Raw genomic sequence first — 17,683 nt, 5'->3', positions numbered from 1 at the left:
CCGGACCGTGACGTCACTTCAGCTCCTCGTTTTGGTCCAAGAAATGGCCGGAGCCCCTATTTAGCCTCGCCAAAGCCTGTGCTAAGACCGCGCCACCAATCCGGCGCGCTCCGCGCCGTCATACTGACAGAGACTTTCATAAAGCACCATGGCACAGAACATCGTCACGCGCTTCGCCCCGTCCCCGACCGGGTTCCTGCATATCGGCGGCGCCCGCACCGCGCTCTTCAACTGGCTCTTCGCGCGTCATCACGGCGGCAAGATGCTGCTGCGGATCGAAGATACGGATCGGGCTCGCTCCACGCAGGAAGCGGTGGACGCATTGATTGACGGCCTGTCCTGGCTGGGGCTCGACTGGGACGGAGACCCGATCTCCCAGTTTTCCCGTGTTGAGCGCCACAAGGAAGTGGTCGAGGAAATGCTGTCCAACGGCACGGCCTATCGCTGCTACTGCACCCCGGAAGAGCTTGACGCCATGCGCGAGAAAGCCCGCGCCGAGGGCAAGCCGCCTCGCTATGACGGGACATGGCGCGAGCGAGACGCCTCCGAAGCCCCGGCCGGCGTTGACCCAGTTATCCGCATCAAGGCCCCTCAGGAAGGCGAGACGGTGGTCGACGATCTCGTACAGGGTCGCGTCGTGATCCCGAACAAGGACCTTGATGACTTTGTACTGATGCGCTCCGACGGGACGCCGACTTATATGCACGCTGTTGTGGTGGACGATCACGACATGGGCATCACGCACATCATCCGCGGCGTCGATCACTTGACGAATGCAGCTCGCCAGACGCTCATCTTCAAGGCTCTGGGATGGGATGTGCCGGCAATGGCGCATATTCCGCTCATTCACGGGCCGGACGGCGCAAAACTTTCCAAACGTCACGGTGCTACCGGCGCCGAAGCTTATCGCGAGATGGGCTATCTGCCGCAGGCCATGCGGAATTATCTGGCACGTCTCGGCTGGAGCCATGGTGACGAGGAAATCATTTCGCTCGAAGACATGATCAAGTGGTTCGGTTTCGACGCTGTCGGCCAGTCGGCTGCGCGTTTCGATTTCAAGAAACTTGAGAACCTCAACGGTCATTACATGCGCGCGACCGATGACGGCGAATTGCTGAGCCATTGGAAGGTCTATCTCGCACATGCCGAAGGCGGCGACCAGATTCTCGCCTGGCTTGCCGATGGTGACAACGAGAACACCGCACTTGCAGCACTTCCCGGACTGAAGGAACGGGCCAAGACCCTGGTCGAACTGACGGAAAGCGCCTCCTATCTGTGGCGTCAGCGCCCACTCGACACCGACGAAAAGGCCCAGAAGATCCTGGACGACGACGCCCGGGCGATCCTGAAGGATCTTCACGAAGTTCTTTCCAGCGCTTCTGACTGGAGCGAGGACCCGCTGGAAACTGCTGTAAAGGCCTACGCGGAAGACAAGGAATTGAAACTGGGCAAGGTGGCGCAGCCGCTACGGGCCGCGCTGACGGGCCGAGGCACGTCACCCGGCATTTATGACGTCCTGATCGCTCTTGGCCGGGAAGAATCCCTTGCCAGAATTCAGGATCAGGCAGCCTGAGACAAAGCACTGCCGGATGCATTTTTAGGCAAAAGCCAAGCTTCCGGCAGTCGCTCTGGTTGGCGAAATCCGTCTTTGACCAAAGCGTTATATCGGCCAGCTTGCGGCAGTGCAGTAAATGGGCTACGCAAGACGCGAAAAAGTCTCCAGTGCTGGTCCGGCAACCGGAAACGGGACCCATCGCCTGAAGGGTCAAACCAGGACAGCACATCCGTTTAACGTAAAGGGGTTTCTGAATGGCCGACAACAACGCCAAGCTCAATGTCGGTGGTAACGACCACGCATTCGACGTTCTTGACGGATCCATCGGACCGTCGGTTGTGAACATCTCGTCCTTGTACAAGGACACGGGCATGTTCACCTACGACCCGGGCTTCACCTCCACCGCCTCCTGCGAGTCCAAGATCACCTATATTGATGGTGACGAAGGCACCCTGCTCTACCGCGGGTACCCGATCGAGCAGCTCGCCGACCACGGCGACTTCCTGGAGTCCTGCTATCTTCTGCTCTACGGCGAACTGCCGACGAAGACCCAGAAGGACGACTTCGTCAATCGTGTGACCTACCACACGATGATCCACGAACAGATGAACCGTTTCTTCTCCGGTTTCCGTCGCGACGCCCACCCGATGGCAGTCATGGTCGGAACGGTTGGGGCGCTGTCCGCTTTCTATCACGACTCGACCGACATCACCGATCCGCACCAGCGCATGGTTGCCTCCCTGCGCATGATCGCGAAGATGCCGACCATCGCCGCAATGGCTTACAAGTACCACGTTGGTCAGCCATTCGTTTATCCGCGCAACGACCTGAGCTATGCGGCAAACTTCCTGCATATGTGCTTTGCGGTCCCTTGCGAGGAATACAAGGTGAACCCGGTTCTGGCCCGCGCCATGGATCGCATCTTCATTCTTCACGCTGACCATGAGCAGAATGCATCGACCTCCACGGTTCGTCTGGCAGGTTCTTCCGGTGCAAATCCGTTTGCCTGTATCGCAGCCGGTATCGCTTGCCTCTGGGGGCCGGCACACGGCGGCGCCAATGAAGCAGCGCTCAACATGCTGTCGGAAATCGGCTCCGTGGACCGCATTCCGGAATATGTCGCTCGTGCCAAGGACAAGAACGACCCATTCCGTCTGATGGGCTTTGGTCACCGCGTCTACAAGAACTACGACCCGCGTGCGCGCATCATGCAGAAGACCACGCACGAAGTTCTCGGCGAGCTTGGCATCAAGGACGATCCGCTGCTGGACGTTGCCATGGAGCTGGAAAAAATCGCGCTCAACGACGAATATTTCGTCGAGAAGAAGCTGTACCCGAATATCGACTTCTATTCCGGTATCACGCTACGCGCGCTTGGCTTCCCGACCACGATGTTTACCGTTCTGTTCGCTCTGGCCCGTACCGTCGGCTGGATCGCCCAGTGGAAGGAAATGGTGGAAGATCCGTCCCAGCGCATCGGCCGTCCGCGCCAGCTCTACACTGGTGAGAAACTGCGCGACTACACGCCGATCGACCAGCGCCGCTAAGGCCGCACACCGACAAACGCCTGGAATTTGCAGCAGCATTTCAGCTGAATGCATATCAAAACGGAAGACGCTCGGCTTTATTGCCGGGCGTCTTCTTTATTTTGTGACCCAGCGGAAACAAAACAAATCCAAGAAATATTTTTCCCGTTCAATCGAGGCAAGAAAAAAAGCATTCACCTGCCATTACTCAAGAGAATAGAAAATATCGAATATTTTCCGAAAAATAAACTGAAGCAAAAAAAGTAAAAAACACGCACTTAAAACTCGAAATGATATTTCTCTAAATTTCCTCATTTACATATGAGATAAAGAATTAATCGTTATAATTACACCCTAAATTCCCGTAGTAGAGAATTTTCACGAATAATAAGGAATCTTTGCTTACCCTTTCAAACAAATAGCGCGCATTGAACACGCTGGGGTTTCGAGGGGTTAACATGAGTTTCCTGAAGTTCGCTTCTGACTTGAAGTTTGGGGTAAAAGTCGGCGGCAGCTTTGCTGCCGTTGTTGCCCTTACGGGCATTGTAGGTGGTGTTGGCGCATACAGCGTCTTGACCCTCTCGGAGCGTATGGAGGTTGCCAAACAGTCAACTTCCGCCATTGCACAGTTGCAAAATCTGGCAAGCAAGAAGGAAAGCTTCCTGTCCTCACAGGACCTTCAGACAGCTGAGGCAACAATCTCCGACATCGGTGTGTTGAGTGCCGAACTTGAAACGCTCCAGAACCAGCTCAAGGCTGATCCCGAAGCTCAGGTTCCCGTCGCTGAAGCAGCTACTGCTGTAAAGCAATTCCGTGAGGCTTTCGAAGAGGTCGTCGGCCTGACGCAGACACAGACCGCAAAGCAACAGCAACTTGATGGCGCTGTGCAAAATCTTGAGAAGATCTCTTCGGAGATCCTCGGCAAGGCCCTGATGGCACGAGACGGCGTCAGCCAGGACGAGACAAACGCACGCAAGACGCTGGTGCTCGCCAACAAGGTGGGCCAGGCTGCCGCCGGTTTCCAGGAAGAGGCGCTTACCCTTCAAAATCTTTTCAACGCTGCAGCCAACAACGCCAAGCAGCTTTCAGACATCAAGGATCGGGTTGCCCTGCTTGTTCCTTCTGCCAAGCAGATGGCAGCAAACAGTTTTGACGGCGTCGACCCGGGCAAGTTCCAGCAGCTTGCTGCCAAAACGGCCGAACTGGAGCAGACACTCGGCAAACTGACCGAGACGAAGGACTACATCGCGATCTTCGACCTGACAGATGCCGCCAAGGCGGGGTTCGAGCAGCTTGTTTCCGATGTGAAGGAAATCCGGTCACAGGCAAATGTGGCCATCGACAATGTCTATGCACAGGCTGACCAGATCAACCAGCGTTTCTATGTCGTCGACAGCGTCGCGGACACGGTTATGCAGATCGAGGCAGACGCAAACGCAGTAAAGGCCGCCGCGTTCTACTTCATGCTGTCGCCGAGCGACACGTCTCAGCAGACCGTGACGACCGGTATCGAGGGCCTCGACAAACTGGCGTCCCGGCTCGAATCGAGCGCAAAGGACTTCCCGGCGATCTCCGACATCGTCCCGGCTGTGAAGAGCTCTATCGACAGCTTCGCTGCGAGTTTTTCCGAACTGGCTTCAAACCAGCTCCAGCTCGCCGAACAGATCGACACCATGACGGAACTGTCTCAGACAGTGCAAACGCAAATCACCACCATCTCCACCAATCAGAGCACTGCTGCACAAGCCTCCAGCACCAGTGCACTTGGCGTTATCAGCCTCGCCCTTCTGACAGCCATCCTGGCCGGCGTTGGGATGGCTATCGCACTCAACTTCGCGGTAACACGCCCTCTCCGCCGGACCACCGAAACAATGTCCCGCCTGGCGGAAGGTGACACGGATGTCGAGATCGACGGTATCGGGCGCGGTGACGAGATTGGCGACATGAGCCGAACCATGCAGGTCTTCCGCGACAACGCTGTTGAGCGTCTGCGCCTGCAGTCGGAAACAGAGCAAGACCAGCACCTGCGTGCAGAGCGGCAAGCCCGCATTGAGGCGCTGATTTCCGGTTTCCGAGAGAAAGCGACAGAAGTCCTGGGCTCCGTTGCAGAAACGGCACAGACACTTGATGGCACCGCTCAGGATCTCAGCGCTATCGCCAGCCAGAACTCCAGCCTTGCCGATAGCACCTATGGTGTAACCGACGAAGCGACACAGAACGTTCAGACGGTTGCGAGCGCCGCAGAAGAGCTTGCCGCTTCTATTCAGGAAATCTCCCGTCAGGTGAACCAGACCACGCAGGTTGTCGACCGGGCAACCGAAGGCACCCAGGTTACCAACGAAAAGGTTCAAAGCCTTTCAACTGCAGCCACCAAGATCGGCGAAGTCGTCAACCTGATCCAGGCGATTGCAGAGCAGACCAATCTCCTGGCCCTCAATGCAACGATCGAAGCCGCACGCGCCGGCGAGGCCGGCAAGGGTTTTGCAGTCGTTGCCGCCGAAGTGAAGGAACTGGCAACCCAGACGTCCAAGGCCACCGAGGAAATCAGCTCGCAGATCTCCGAAATCCAGAACGCAACCAAGGACGCCGTTGTCGCAATCGAGGCGATCACACAGACGATGGAAGAGGTCAACGAATACACCTCAACCATTGCAGCGGCAGTCGAACAGCAAGGTGCTGCAACGAGCGAAATCTCGGTCAACGTTCAGCGGGCCGCCGAGGGCACAGGTTCCGTAAAGACCAACATGTCGGATCTATCGCAGGCAGTCGCCCAGACCAGTCAGAACGCCAATCTGGTTCTCGGCGCTTCAAGCGAATTGTCGCAGAAAACAGATATTCTGAAGAATGAAGTCGGACATTTCCTGGACAACGTGGCGAACGCCTGAGCAAAGCAACCTGATCCCACGAGACTTGGAAAAACCGGGGGCGTACTGCACCCGGTTTTTGTTTGTCTGGCCTGCACCGGTTCATCGGAGCTTCCAATCTCCTCGGCCCGCAAGGTTGAAGAGGCCTACAGATCGTTCCTCAAATCTGCCAGAGACCAGATGCAATGTGGCGCCGACACGAGTGTGCACCTGCAGCCAACCCACGTCGTCGAAATCTTCTGGCACACCCACATCCTCTTCACGCGAAAATACTTCAAGGACTGCGAAGCGGTCTTCGGACAATATCTGCACCATGAACCAGTTTTGCCCGGCCAGTAACCGTCTCAAATACCCGAGAACCGCTGCCCCTTTCAGGCTGGATCATCTTCTGAAGGAGCGCCAGGGACCTTTTCAGGTGGCCCAAAACCTTCGAAGCTGACATTCATGCAATAACGGCCCAGATTGGCGAATCTGCCAGCGTAGGCGTACTGGCCGGGATTGAAACGGACCTTCAGGAAAAAGCCGAGAGAGCAGCGCGCACTGCTTTGGAACTTTCGGAAGGTGTCTCGGCTGTCTTCGGCCACAGTATTATCCAGCTCCTGGAGCAGGTTCTCATCACCCGATCCGAGAACCATCCAGTGGCGACCTTGAACAGGGATTTCTTCCTGTTCGACGAGACCTTGATGAAACTCGGTATCGCACAGGAGAAGTTCCCGACACTGGACGAGCTGATCAGGAAATCTCCTTCGCATCACACTGTCCTGCTAAGTGCCCCAAACAATCCGACCACGCAGGATCTTTCACCCTGTGAACTGGAGAGCCTGGTGAGTGCCAGAGAAGGACTGGTGCTCCTGGACGAGGCTTACGTGCTTTTCTCAAAAGCCCCAGAACACCGCCTCGCCTTTTTGAAGAAGCATCCCAACCTGGTTCTTTTGCGCGGCACCTCAAAGAGCGGTCTCGCGGGAATAGGACTTGGCTACATGCTTTGTTGCGAGACAACTGCCGTGGAGTTCCTCCAGTCGCGCGTGAACAGTATGATAAGTGCCATTCAAGCCGCCATGGCGATACGCTTGTTCGGCAAATACGATGAGCTCCGGCGCATGGCAGCCCGTCTCGCAGGCATGCGCGACGACACTGGACGCAGGATCGCGCAGGAGACCCGATGCCATCCGGTTTCTGGCAGTTGTGACTTTCTTCTGATACGCACCGGACGCAGCGATTGCAGCGAAATCGTCCGCACGATGAATGACAGTGGAATACCCGCACTCGCCTATCAACGGCTGCCCGGCTATGAAGACGTGGTGAAACTGTTCCCCGCCGCTTTTGAGCGAGGCGACGACATCGTCAGGATTCTGTCTTCATAGCAGCAAGCACGACATCGGCCGCAGCCCCGCGCTGGCTATGCCCGTCCGGCAAGCGCATGACATCATCAAGCTTTTGCAGATGCTCGATCTGTTTCTGGCGTTCAGGACCGCTGTTCAGAAGCTCAACGAGATGGTTCGCCAGCACCTTTGGCTGCACTTCCTCATCAAGGAACTCCGGGATGGCTTTTGTTCCCAGGATGATGTTTGGCAGGACAAAAGAATCAACGCTCGAGAATTTGAAGACCCGGTTGAGTTCCTTCATCCGTCTGAAAAACCAGTCGACCTTGTAGGCAACGACCATCGGAACGCCTGATAGAGCTAACTCAAGTGAAACAGTGCCGGACGCGGCCAAGGCTGCGTGCGTCTTTCGGAAGGCCGCCCGCTTGGCGTCCAGGCCGGTCACAATCTCGACCGGAACAGGCCAATGGGCCGTATCCTGCCGGATCTTGTCTTCAAGGTGCGCGACTGCCGGCAGAATAACCTTGAGCCCGGGCAACTTTTCTTTGACGATCGCAACAGTCTTAGCGAAGTCGCCTAGCAACCTGTCAATTTCGCTTCGCCGGCTCCCCGGCAGCACAAGCAGGATCTTCTCGTCTGCCTCTACAGGCGTTCTTTCGCCAACCGAGGGGCGCAGTTCGGATGCGATTTCACTCAAGGGATGGCCGACGTAATGGGTGCGCGGGCCACCGAGCTTGCGGTGCACATCAGGCTCAAACGGCAACAAGGCCAGAAGGTCGTCGACGTAGACGCTCATCTTGCGGGCCCGGCCTGGACGCCAGGCCCAGACAGAAGGTGAAACATAACCGACGATGGGTATGTGCGGTGCGCGCTTGCGCACGCGCTTGGCAACGTTATGCGTGAAGTCCGGACTGTCGACGATAACCAGAATATCCGGATTGGCCGCAACCACGGCATCCACGGTCTGGTAGACCCGCCTGATGATCAACGGCAATCTGGCGAGGACTGCCGTCAATCCCATGACGGAAACATCAGACATGTCAAAGAAGCTTTTGAGGCCCAGAGACATCATCCGTTCGCCGCCGACACCGCAGTAACGAACACCTACGCCCAACCGTTCGTTGAGCGCTTTCATCAATTCCGACCCGAGCTGGTCACCAGATTCTTCGCCTGCAACCAGGCAAATCGTGGGCATTTTTCCTGTCATCACGAACGCTCGTCCGATTGTCCCTTTGAGGTGACCCCGAACCTGGTGCCGTGCTCTATACCGATGACAAAAAGGCCGGCATTATCCGCCTTCTTGAGAGTCTCTTCTTTTTCCGCGATCAGTGCGCCACTCGCCTCAACTGCAATGCCGGCAAGGCCTGCTGCAGCAGCGAGGTCAATAGTCATGGGGCCGACGGTTGGAAGATCCACCCGCAAATCCTGGTTCGGCTTTGCTGTCTTTACCAAGACACCCGCGCGGCCTTTGGAACGGATCCTGCCAATGCGCTTGAGCTCCGCGCAGCGCTGCAGCATGGCGTCGGTCCCTTCTGCACCCTCAAGCGCAACGACCCGCCCACCAACAGCAATCGCCGCCTGACCGATATCGAGTTCACCGAGCTTTTCCGTCGCCCGCAAGGCCAACTCAGCGTCCCGCCAGTCTCCCTGGCTCGGCTGAACTTTGCCAAGCACACCACTTGAGGCAAGCAGTTGCGGCGCCACATCTTTGATCCCCACAACGCGATACCCCTCAACTTCAAACAGCCGGATCACCTTGGTCAACAGACTGTCATCACCGCCGGCCAGGGCCCGGATTATCGTCGGCAACCGCTTCAAGGTACCCAAATCGCCAAGTATGGACGTGAAATCAGGGCGCTTGGAGACACCTCCGATCAGAAGCACGTCCCGGCACCCGGTCTTTTTCAGAAATTTGTAAAGCCGGCCGATTTCGCCCCAGCCGAGTTCGGTATCGGCCTGTGCCCGCGTGCGTTCATCAGCCTCGCCCTTGATGGCGATAATCCTGAATTCACGTCCGGCGCTGCTGAGCGCTTCAGCGATCTGACAGGGCAGACTGCCATTGCCTGCGATCAGGGCAAGGCGTGGCTCCAGTCCCGTATCTGCCCTGTTCATCCGTCAGTCTTCGCTGCGCGGTGTGCAGAACCGGCGGTCTTCCTTTTCAAGGATGAAGTCGGTAACCGTCTTGACCAGGGGCTGATCGGCACCTTCTGCAGCAACAGCTTCCGCCCGGCTGCGCAAGGTTCCTTCGGTGCTCTCAAACAGCGCGCGATAAGCTGCCCGCAAAGCGTGGATCTGCTCCCGAGGCAAGCCCTTGCGCTTGAGACCAACCAGATTGAGACCGGCAAGACGTGCGCGGTCACCGATCACGGAACCATAGGGAATGACATCGAATTCGACCCCGGTCATTCCGCCGACAATCGCACCGGTTCCAATGCGAGACCATTGCCGGACCGCACTCAAGCCGCCCAGAATGACGAAGTCGTCAAGCTCGACGTGACCTGCAAGCGTGGCGTTGTTCGCCAGAATTGCGTGATTGCCGACCTGACAATCGTGGCCGACATGCGAGCTCATCATGAACAGGCAATTGTCACCGACCCTGGTATAGCCACCGCCACCTTCCGTACCGGGGCTCATGGTGACATGTTCACGGATCTGATTGTTGGCGCCGATTTCCAGAAAGCTCACTTCACCCGCAAACTTGAGATCTTGTGGCTTGTGACCAATGCTGGCGAAGGGAAAGATATGCGTTTTGGCACCCACACTCGTGTGGCCCGTGACGACGACATGCGACTCCAGGATAACTCCGTCAGCAAGTTTCACGTTCGGGCCAACTGTAGAATAAGGCCCGATTCGAACGCCCTCGCCGATTACGGCCCCGTCTTCGACTATGGCCGTTGGATGTATGTCAGTCATATTTCCTCACGCATCTACCAGCATGGCGCTGACTTCAGCTTCTGCGACCTTGTTGCCATCTACCTTGGCAACGGCGTCAAACTTCCAGATGTTGGAGCGTTGCTTGATCTTCTTGACGTGGAAATGAACCTGATCACCAGGCTCAACAGGCCGGCGGAACTTCGCCTTGTCGATGGTCATGAAATAGACAAGCTGCGGCGGCGCATCGTCACCACGGGCATGAACGCAAAGGGCCCCGGCGGTCTGTGCCATGGCTTCGATCAGAAGAACACCCGGGAAAACGGGCCGCTCCGGAAAATGTCCGGTGAAGTGCGGTTCGTTGATGGTGACGTTCTTGATGCCGATGCAGCTGTTGTCGCCATCCATCTCTATGATCTTGTCGATCAGAAGAAAAGGATACCTGTGCGGCAGCAGCTTCATGATCCGCATGATGTCTGCGCTGGCAAGTGTTTTGTTTTCTGCGTCTTCCATATAATACCCCTTGGCGAATTACCGCCGCAAAGTCCTGTTTGTATTCCGTTTACGATCCGCCGCCACGCTCTGCAAGCTTTCTGACGGCAGCGACTTCACGGAACCACTGTTTGACCGGCTTTGCGGGCGTGCCGCCGTAGCGTCCCCCGGCAGGCAAATCATCGTTGACTACGCTCACCGCGGCCACCTGCGACCCCATGCCGATCGTTACGTGACCACGCACACCGGTTTGCCCGCCAATGGCGACGAAGTCCTCAAGCGTGCAGCTTCCGGAAAGACCGACCTGAGAAACGATCACGCAGTGACGTCCGACCACGACATTGTGGCCAATCTGAACCTGGTTATCGATCTTCGTGCCTTCGCCGATGATGGTATCCCGGTTTGCGCCACGATCGATGGTCGTGTTGGCGCCGATTTCAACGTCGTCCTGAATAATCACGCGGCCAACCTGGGGCACCTTGAGATGACCCATCGGCCCCATCGCATAGCCAAAGCCATCCTGGCCGCAGCAAACGCCAGGATGCATATAGACGCGGTTGCCAAGCACGGTGTGCTGAACCGTGCAATTCGAACCGATCACACAGTCCCGGCCAATCTTGACGCCCTGTCCGATGACAGCGTTGGCCCGGATCACAGTGCCCGCACCGATCTCTGCCCCCGCACCGATCACGACACCAGGTTCTACCGTGACATTGTCTTCCAGCGACGCAGCCGGATCGATTACAGCCCGTTCTGAAATGACTGCGGCGCCAGGTTCTACCGGAACCATGGCTGCAGGATAAAGTTTGGCGAGAACCTTCGCCCAGGAGCGATAGGCATCTGAACATACAAGAACAGCAACGCCCTCCGGCACCTTGTCCTTGTGTTTCCGGTTGACCAGGCATGCAGCTGCCGTGGTCCCGTCCAGTTGCTTCAGGTAAGCGGTGTTGTCGAAGAACACCAGAGCACCGGGCGTGGCATCTTCCAATGGCGCTACACCGGTTATTTCCAGGGTAGGTTCGCCGCGAGCGATCTCAGCTTCCGCCCACGCTGCGATGTCTGAAAGAGAGACCGGAGCCGGAGACTCAAAAAATTTTGGCTCGGACATGATGTTATCCTTCTTGCCAGCCAACAAAAACGGCCGCCGAACGTGTCGGCGGCCGTTTTTTATCCTATGTGACCGCAGTTTAGAAGCGGGTACCGCCGCTCAACCGGAAAATCTGCGTTTTGTCGGAGTCGTCTTTGACGATCGGGTAAGCAAAGTCTGCCCGCAGAGGTCCGAATGGAGAGTTCCAGCGGATACCTGCACCAACCGACGCACGAACGTTGAAGTCGTTCGAGTCGATCTGGCCACCGTTGGTTTCCACCAGGTTCACCAGGCTGCTATCGGCATCCCACAGCGAACCGGCATCGGCAAACACTGCACCACTCAGGCCGAATTCCTTCGGGATGACCGGGAACGGGAACCGGGTTTCGGCAGTTGCCGCGAAGTAGAACCGACCACCGATAGCGTCTTCGGTCGTTGCGTCACGCGGGCCGATACCCTGGTTCTCAAAGCCACGAACGAGAGTGCCACCAAGCATGAACTGTTCGGACACACGCAGACGCTCATCGCCAAGGGCCATGATGTTACCACCACGCACCGACAGGCTACCGATCAGACCATAGTCAGCCAGGATTTCCTTGTAGGCGCGAGCCTGAGCTTCGGTCTTGATGTAGAAGCTGTCGCCACCCAGACCAGCAATTTCCTGACCGAAGGAAGCATAGATACCGTCGGAGGGATCCAGGATCCGGTCGAGCGTGTTGTAACGCAGCTCGTAGCCAACCAGAGACGTCAGGTAGGTGCCGAGGGAGTCACAGACCGCCAGGGAAAGGCTTGCGGTGTCACAGTTGTTGATGTTGGTCGAGTTGTTGTCCGGATCGGAGTTCTTCTCCTGGAAGATGTTGTAGAACAGACGGACAGTCAGCTCATCTTCCCGAAGCGGCAGAGTGAAACCGAACCCGCCACCGGTCTTCTTCTGATCGAAGGAACGGTAGTCGTTGGCATCATCCACCTTGCGATAGAGGTCCAGATCAAGGGCAACACGGCGTCCCATGAAGAACGGTTCAACGAAACGGAACTCGTAGGACTGGGTGTCCGTACCGCCGCCAACAGCGAGCTTCACGAACTGGCCACGGCCCAGGAAGTTTTTCTCGGTCAGCGAAATGTCACCAATGACACCGTCAACCGTCGAATAACCGACACCGAAGGAGATTTCACCAGTCGGCTTTTCTTCGACGCGGACGTTCACGACCACGCGATCAGGTGCACTGCCCTGCTGCGTCGTGATGGAAACCTTCTCGAAGAAACCGAGATTGCGCAGACGGCGTTCCGCCTTGTCGACAAGCGCACGGTTGAACGCATCGCCTTCAGCAATGTCGAACTCGCGGCGAATGACATACTCACGGGTACGGTCGTTGCCGATCACGTTGATCCGCTCGATGTAGGCGCGAGGACCTTCTTCGATGTAGTAGATCAGGGAGATCGTGTTGTTGTCGTAGTCACGAGCACCACGCGGACGGACACGAGCAAAGGCATAACCCTCTTCCGACACACGAAGCGTGATGTCTTCAACAGACTGCTCGACGCGCAGCGAGTTGAAGGTCTGACCACTCTTGGTACGGATCAGGCGGCGAAGATCTTCCGGATCAACGTCGGCAATCGTGGAAACGATCTCGACATCGCCAATCTCGTACTTCTCGCCCTCTTCCACCGTGAAAGTCACGTAGAAGATGTTCTGCTCGCGATCGAGGTCTGCGCTGGTAGAGACGATACGGAAGTCCGCATAGCCTTTCTTGTTGTAGTACTGACGCAGCAACTCCTCGTCCGCAGCCAAACGGTCCGGATCGTAGGTGTCGGTGCTGCGCAGCCAGCTCAGAAGGCCGCTTTCGCGTGTACGGATGACATCGCGCAGGCGGCCGTCGCTGAATGCGGAGTTGCCGATGAAGCTGATCCGCTCGACGCCGGTCTTCGCACCTTCGTTGATCTCGAAAACGAGATCGACACGGTTCTGACCACGATCGATGATCTGCGGCTCGACGGACGCGCCATAGCGACCGGAGCGACGATAAGCTTCAAGAATATTCTGGACGTCAGCCTGAACCTTGGCACGGGACAGCATCGAGCGCGGCTGAGACCGTACGGCGGTTTCCAGCGCGCTGTCCTTGATCTTCCGGTTACCTTCGAAAGAGACCCTGTTGATGATCGGGTTCTCGGTAACCGTCACAACGACAACGCTGCCACGCGGGGTGATGTCGACCGTTGCAAAAAGGCCGGTTGCGTAGAGCGCCTTCAGTGACTCGTCGACATCGAACGCGCTGTAGGAGCGTCCGGGAACGATGGTCATGTAACTGACAACGGTTTCATCCTCGACACGGGTATTGCCACGCACGTCAATGCTTCTGGCCACCGCCGCCTGTGCCTGTGAAACCAGGGACACCGGCCCGAAAGCTTTCGGCAAAACCGTCCCGATCGAAAATACGGCAACCGCCAACAGTACGGCCCGTGTAAGTCTCTGCAATCGCTGCATTATTGCGCTATGCCTTTGTTTTTAATACCCCTCCCGAGAATCCGCACTCACCCCAGCAGATTCTCGGAACCGACGAGTGTTTTATAGGTTTTTACCGATAACGCAACCGCCCTTCCGGGCGGAAAGCGATTTAGTCTGAAGACGTTGCGTCAATGTCACGGGTGTCATGAATTGGTTCCCACGAGCCGCATGATATCCTTCCATGTGACGAACACCATCAGCATGAGAACAAGTCCCAGACCGATCCGGAAACCAACGTCCTGCACCCTTTCGCTGAGCGGTTTGCCACGCAGGGCTTCTGCAGCGAAGTAAACGAGGTGTCCACCATCGAGAATCGGCACCGGCGCCAGGTTGATCAGACCGATGCTGACAGAAAGTACGGCCGCCAGAGAAATGAGCGGAAGGAACCCGAGATCTGCGACCTGCCCGGAGATCTGGGCCACGCGGATCGGACCACCAAGCTGGTCCGCCGACTGCCGCTGGGAAATGATGCCCCAGATATAGCTGACCGTGCTTTCGATGATGCGCCAGGTTTCCGCAGTTCCTTCAAGAGCCGCTTCGCCAAGCCCGTATTTGATGTGAATGAGATGAGACGGATCGGACACGCCGCGAAGGCTGATATCGCCGGCCACCTGCCTCTCACCGAAAAAGACTTCTTTCTCCTTCGCGTCGGGCGTAACGGTCAAAGTGACGTCTTGCCCGCCCCGTTCGACTTCGAAAACAAGAGGCGTGTTGGCATTCATCAGGACGATCTGACGCATCTCGCCGAACGTCTGGATAGGCCTGCCGTCAATTTCCTTCACGATATCGCCGGCCAGAAGCCCGTCGCGCTCGGCTGCACCGCCCGCAAAAACCTGTTCGACGACAGGCTCGAAACCCTGTTTGCCGGAGGTTACGAAGAGCGCGGTAAAGATCACGATCGCGAGAAGGAAGTTGGCGATGGGCCCCGCGGCCACAACGGCCATGCGTTGCCAGACCGGTTTGGCGATGAAAGCCGTTTTCCGGTCCTCTTCGCTCATCTGCGCAATCGCCTCACGGCTTGGTACGCTTGCCGCATTTTCATCGCCGGCGAACTTGACGTAGCCACCAAGCGGAATCCAGCAGAGTTTCCAACGAGTTCCCTTCCGGTCATTAAAACCGAAAAGCTCACGCCCGAAGCCGACGGAAAAAGCATCCACCTTTACGTTGCACCAACGAGCCACAGCGAAATGGCCGAGCTCATGGAAGAAGACGACGATTGTAAGCACAAAAAGAAAGGGAATGATTGTGCCGACTATCAGGGAATAGGCGGAAACGAGAAGGTCCATGAACTATGTCCGATCCTGCGCAGCTAGGATTGTTTTGAAGGATTGTACTAAAAAGAAAATTACGGCGTGTTAATGGTGGGAGACCAAAAATTCAGGGCCTTCAACACCCCGATTACCGTGTTCTTATCCATTCACCAGTCTTCTGCCGTGCTTCTGCGTCGATGGCAAGAACATCCTCGACGCCGGCAGCGTCCGTCAGCTTGCCGCCTGCCCCCATCGCAACCAGCACCTCTTCAATGGCAGCCGGAATGTCCATGAAGCCGATCCGGCCCTTCAGAAAAGCGTCCACGGCAACCTCATCTGCAGCGTTAAGCACAGCCGGTGCCATTCCCCCTGCCCGCATGGCTTCCAGTGCAAGACGGAGTGCCGGGAACCGGTCGAGATCCGGTGCTTCAAAAGTGAGTGTGCCGAGTTCGGCCAGATCCAGACGTTTCACCGGAACGTTCATCCGGCGGGGAAAGGCAAGGCAGTGGGCGATCGGCGTGCGCATGTCCGGACTGCCGAGTTGAGCCAGCAGGGATCCGTCCTTGTATTGCACAAGTCCGTGAACCGTCGATTGCGGATGTACCAGCACGCCAAGCTGATCGTGGGCAACCGGAAAAAGATGGGACGCTTCGATAACCTCGAAGCCCTTGTTCATCATCGTTGCGCTGTCGATCGTAATGCGTGCGCCCATGTCCCAGTTGGGATGCTTGAGCGCCTGCTGTGGTGTTACCCGTGCCATGTCGGTTTTCGAGACACTCCTGAACGGTCCGCCCGACGCCGTCAGAATAACCTTCTCGACCATGTCGGCCTTGTCGGTTTCAAAAACCTGAAAGATGGCATTGTGCTCGCTGTCGACGGGCAGGAGTTCCGCCCCGGTCGCGAGGATCTTGGCCATGAACAGATCACCCGCACAAACCAGGCATTCCTTGTTGGCAAGTGCTATGCGGCGTCCTGGCCGGATCGCGGCCATGGTCGGCTTCAATCCCGCTGACCCTACAATGGCACCGACGACAATATCCGTATCCTGCGTGACCGCTTCCAGAACGGCAGCCTCACCGGCTCCCGTTGCAATGCCGCTGCCGGCAAGCCGCTCCTTGAGTTCCGGATAACAGGTTTCCTCGGCAAGGATCGCGGAACCGGTCTTTAGCGCTTTTGCCATGTCGGCGAGGCCCGCGGCGTTCCGGTTTGCAACCAGCGCGACGACTTCATAGCTGTCCGGATTTCTTTGAATGAGATCCGCCAAGCTCTGGCCGATGGACCCAGTGGCCCCTAGAACGGTTATCCGGGTTTTCGCGCCAGGGTCGCGGGCTGCAGAGGCAGCTGCCATGCCTGTTACTCCAAATTCAAATCAGACCGAGGCCGGCAATAGGGTCTGCAAGGCCGCCGCCAGCGACTAGGCCAATCAGCACGGCGAAAATGGCTGCGGCCACCAGACCGTCGATCCTGTCCATGATGCCGCCATGCCCGGGGATCAGTTTGCTGGAATCCTTGACGTCAAACCGCCGCTTGATGGCAGACTCCAGAAGGTCCCCTGCCTGAGAGACGATCGAGAGCCCGGCCGCCAGCAAAGCCCAAAGCATTAGGTCCTGCGCATTTGCGACAAAAGCAACGCCAGCGCCGAAAACCGTAGCGAGCACCAGCCCGCCAATGGCACCAGACCAGGTCTTTTTAGGTGATACACGTGGCCAGAGCTTGGGCCCACCCAATGCACGGCCGGTAAAATAGGCGAAAATGTCGGTTGCCCAGACAACAAACAGCAGGAAAAACGCGACCTGAAGCCCGTTGCTTCCTTCACGAAGTACAAGCAGCGAGAACAGTGCAAGCCCGCTGTAGAGGATCCCTTCGATGGCCCATCGTCCAGCCTTGGAGAAACCACCAAGCGCATAGGCGATGAAAGCACCAGCAACCATAGCCCCGAGACCAAGGTCAGGATGTCCGGCTACGGTCAGCACCCCGATGGCAAACAGCGTTGCAAACCCGGTGAGTGAACTGGGTGACTTTGCCTGTGTCCCGGTGATCGTGAACCACTCCCACAGGAACAGTCCGGACGCGATCAGCGTCAGCGCAGCAAAGGGCAGATTGCCCAGAAAGGTGATCAGAAGAACAAGAGGCCCCAGAACGAGTGCCGAAATGAACCTGAGGCGAAGGTCGGACAGTTTTTTCGGGTTCTGGTGTGGTTCTGCCATTGCTCA

The 17,683-nt window shown here is 57.1% G+C and carries 14 protein-coding genes; 4 read left to right on the top strand and 10 right to left on the bottom strand.

Features of this window, described 5'->3' with window-relative positions:
- Window positions 1–148 precede the first annotated feature (148 nt).
- From gltX to HEP89_RS21105, 3 genes are all read left to right on the top strand, one after another.
- The gene (gene gltX, locus HEP89_RS21115) at window positions 149–1,573 is read left to right on the top strand and encodes a glutamate--tRNA ligase (RefSeq protein ID WP_168692986.1); all 1,425 of its coding nucleotides are present in this window, start codon (window positions 149–151) and stop codon (window positions 1,571–1,573) included.
- A 236-nt stretch (window positions 1,574–1,809) separates the two neighbouring features.
- Window positions 1,810–3,102, top strand: coding sequence for a citrate synthase (gene gltA, locus HEP89_RS21110; RefSeq protein ID WP_022998477.1), 1,293 nt, complete (start codon window positions 1,810–1,812; stop codon window positions 3,100–3,102).
- Between the two features lie 437 nt (window positions 3,103–3,539).
- Complete coding sequence (locus HEP89_RS21105) at window positions 3,540–5,966, top strand: methyl-accepting chemotaxis protein (RefSeq protein ID WP_168692985.1); 2,427 nt, start codon at window positions 3,540–3,542, stop codon at window positions 5,964–5,966.
- Between the two features lie 350 nt (window positions 5,967–6,316).
- Here the strand turns inward: HEP89_RS21105 and HEP89_RS21100 are convergent, their stop codons facing one another.
- Complete coding sequence (locus HEP89_RS21100) at window positions 6,317–6,580, bottom strand: hypothetical protein (protein ID WP_168692984.1); 264 nt, start codon at window positions 6,578–6,580, stop codon at window positions 6,317–6,319.
- A gap of 48 nt (window positions 6,581–6,628) precedes the next feature.
- Here HEP89_RS21100 and HEP89_RS21095 point away from each other — a divergent pair, with 48 nt between their 5' ends.
- A complete protein-coding gene (locus tag HEP89_RS21095; protein ID WP_168692983.1) occupies window positions 6,629–7,309 on the top strand; it encodes an aminotransferase class I/II-fold pyridoxal phosphate-dependent enzyme in 681 nt (226 codons plus the stop codon).
- Here HEP89_RS21095 and lpxB read toward each other — a convergent pair.
- The 9 genes from lpxB to HEP89_RS21050 form a co-directional block, all read right to left on the bottom strand.
- Window positions 7,290–8,462 (bottom strand): lipid-A-disaccharide synthase, encoded by a 1,173-nt coding sequence (gene lpxB / locus HEP89_RS21090; RefSeq protein WP_286201067.1) that lies wholly within the window; start codon window positions 8,460–8,462, stop codon window positions 7,290–7,292. The genes HEP89_RS21095 and lpxB overlap by 20 nt on opposite strands.
- 11 nt (window positions 8,463–8,473) lie before the next feature.
- On the bottom strand, window positions 8,474–9,379 hold the full coding sequence (gene lpxI, locus HEP89_RS21085; RefSeq protein WP_168692981.1) for a UDP-2,3-diacylglucosamine diphosphatase LpxI: 906 nt from the start codon (window positions 9,377–9,379) through the stop codon (window positions 8,474–8,476).
- A gap of 3 nt (window positions 9,380–9,382) precedes the next feature.
- Window positions 9,383–10,180 (bottom strand): acyl-ACP--UDP-N-acetylglucosamine O-acyltransferase, encoded by a 798-nt coding sequence (gene lpxA, locus HEP89_RS21080; protein ID WP_077292776.1) that lies wholly within the window; start codon window positions 10,178–10,180, stop codon window positions 9,383–9,385.
- Between the two features lie 6 nt (window positions 10,181–10,186).
- Complete coding sequence (gene fabZ / locus HEP89_RS21075; RefSeq protein ID WP_022998467.1) at window positions 10,187–10,651, bottom strand: 3-hydroxyacyl-ACP dehydratase FabZ; 465 nt, start codon at window positions 10,649–10,651, stop codon at window positions 10,187–10,189.
- Between the two features lie 49 nt (window positions 10,652–10,700).
- A complete protein-coding gene (lpxD, locus tag HEP89_RS21070) occupies window positions 10,701–11,738 on the bottom strand; it encodes a UDP-3-O-(3-hydroxymyristoyl)glucosamine N-acyltransferase (protein ID WP_168692980.1) in 1,038 nt (345 codons plus the stop codon).
- Between the two features lie 79 nt (window positions 11,739–11,817).
- Entirely contained in the window at window positions 11,818–14,199 is a 2,382-nt protein-coding gene (gene bamA / locus HEP89_RS21065; RefSeq protein ID WP_031268423.1) for an outer membrane protein assembly factor BamA, read from the bottom strand.
- A 164-nt stretch (window positions 14,200–14,363) separates the two neighbouring features.
- Window positions 14,364–15,506, bottom strand: a complete 1,143-nt coding sequence (rseP, locus tag HEP89_RS21060; RefSeq protein WP_055654491.1) for an RIP metalloprotease RseP — start codon at window positions 15,504–15,506, stop codon at window positions 14,364–14,366.
- A 112-nt stretch (window positions 15,507–15,618) separates the two neighbouring features.
- Complete coding sequence (dxr, locus tag HEP89_RS21055; protein ID WP_168692979.1) at window positions 15,619–16,818, bottom strand: 1-deoxy-D-xylulose-5-phosphate reductoisomerase; 1,200 nt, start codon at window positions 16,816–16,818, stop codon at window positions 15,619–15,621.
- Between the two features lie 16 nt (window positions 16,819–16,834).
- Window positions 16,835–17,677, bottom strand: a complete 843-nt coding sequence (locus HEP89_RS21050) for a phosphatidate cytidylyltransferase (protein WP_168692978.1) — start codon at window positions 17,675–17,677, stop codon at window positions 16,835–16,837.
- Window positions 17,678–17,683: the final 6 nt, after the last annotated feature.

This window comes from Labrenzia sp. 5N (assembly GCF_012395805.1).
Lineage (GTDB): Bacteria > Pseudomonadota > Alphaproteobacteria > Rhizobiales > Stappiaceae > Roseibium > Roseibium algicola.
The sequence above is the reverse complement of the archived record's forward strand: the minus strand, read 5'-3'. Positions and strand labels throughout refer to the sequence as shown.

Bases quoted from the DNA above. Each gene is read 5' to 3' on its own strand.
- gltX (WP_168692986.1), top strand. From the start codon at position 149: ATGGCACAGAACATCGTCACGCGCTTCGCCCCGTCCCCGACCGGGTTC.
- gltA (WP_022998477.1), top strand. From the start codon at position 1,810: ATGGCCGACAACAACGCCAAGCTCAATGTCGGTGGTAACGACCACGCA.
- HEP89_RS21105 (WP_168692985.1), top strand. From the start codon at position 3,540: ATGAGTTTCCTGAAGTTCGCTTCTGACTTGAAGTTTGGGGTAAAAGTC.
- HEP89_RS21100 (WP_168692984.1), bottom strand. From the start codon at position 6,580: ATGGTTCTCGGATCGGGTGATGAGAACCTGCTCCAGGAGCTGGATAAT.
- HEP89_RS21095 (WP_168692983.1), top strand. From the start codon at position 6,629: ATGAAACTCGGTATCGCACAGGAGAAGTTCCCGACACTGGACGAGCTG.
- lpxB (WP_286201067.1), bottom strand. From the start codon at position 8,462: ATGCCCACGATTTGCCTGGTTGCAGGCGAAGAATCTGGTGACCAGCTC.
- lpxI (WP_168692981.1), bottom strand. From the start codon at position 9,379: ATGAACAGGGCAGATACGGGACTGGAGCCACGCCTTGCCCTGATCGCA.
- lpxA (WP_077292776.1), bottom strand. From the start codon at position 10,180: ATGACTGACATACATCCAACGGCCATAGTCGAAGACGGGGCCGTAATC.
- fabZ (WP_022998467.1), bottom strand. From the start codon at position 10,651: ATGGAAGACGCAGAAAACAAAACACTTGCCAGCGCAGACATCATGCGG.
- lpxD (WP_168692980.1), bottom strand. From the start codon at position 11,738: ATGTCCGAGCCAAAATTTTTTGAGTCTCCGGCTCCGGTCTCTCTTTCA.
- bamA (WP_031268423.1), bottom strand. From the start codon at position 14,199: ATGCAGCGATTGCAGAGACTTACACGGGCCGTACTGTTGGCGGTTGCC.
- rseP (WP_055654491.1), bottom strand. From the start codon at position 15,506: ATGGACCTTCTCGTTTCCGCCTATTCCCTGATAGTCGGCACAATCATT.
- dxr (WP_168692979.1), bottom strand. From the start codon at position 16,818: ATGGCAGCTGCCTCTGCAGCCCGCGACCCTGGCGCGAAAACCCGGATA.
- HEP89_RS21050 (WP_168692978.1), bottom strand. From the start codon at position 17,677: ATGGCAGAACCACACCAGAACCCGAAAAAACTGTCCGACCTTCGCCTC.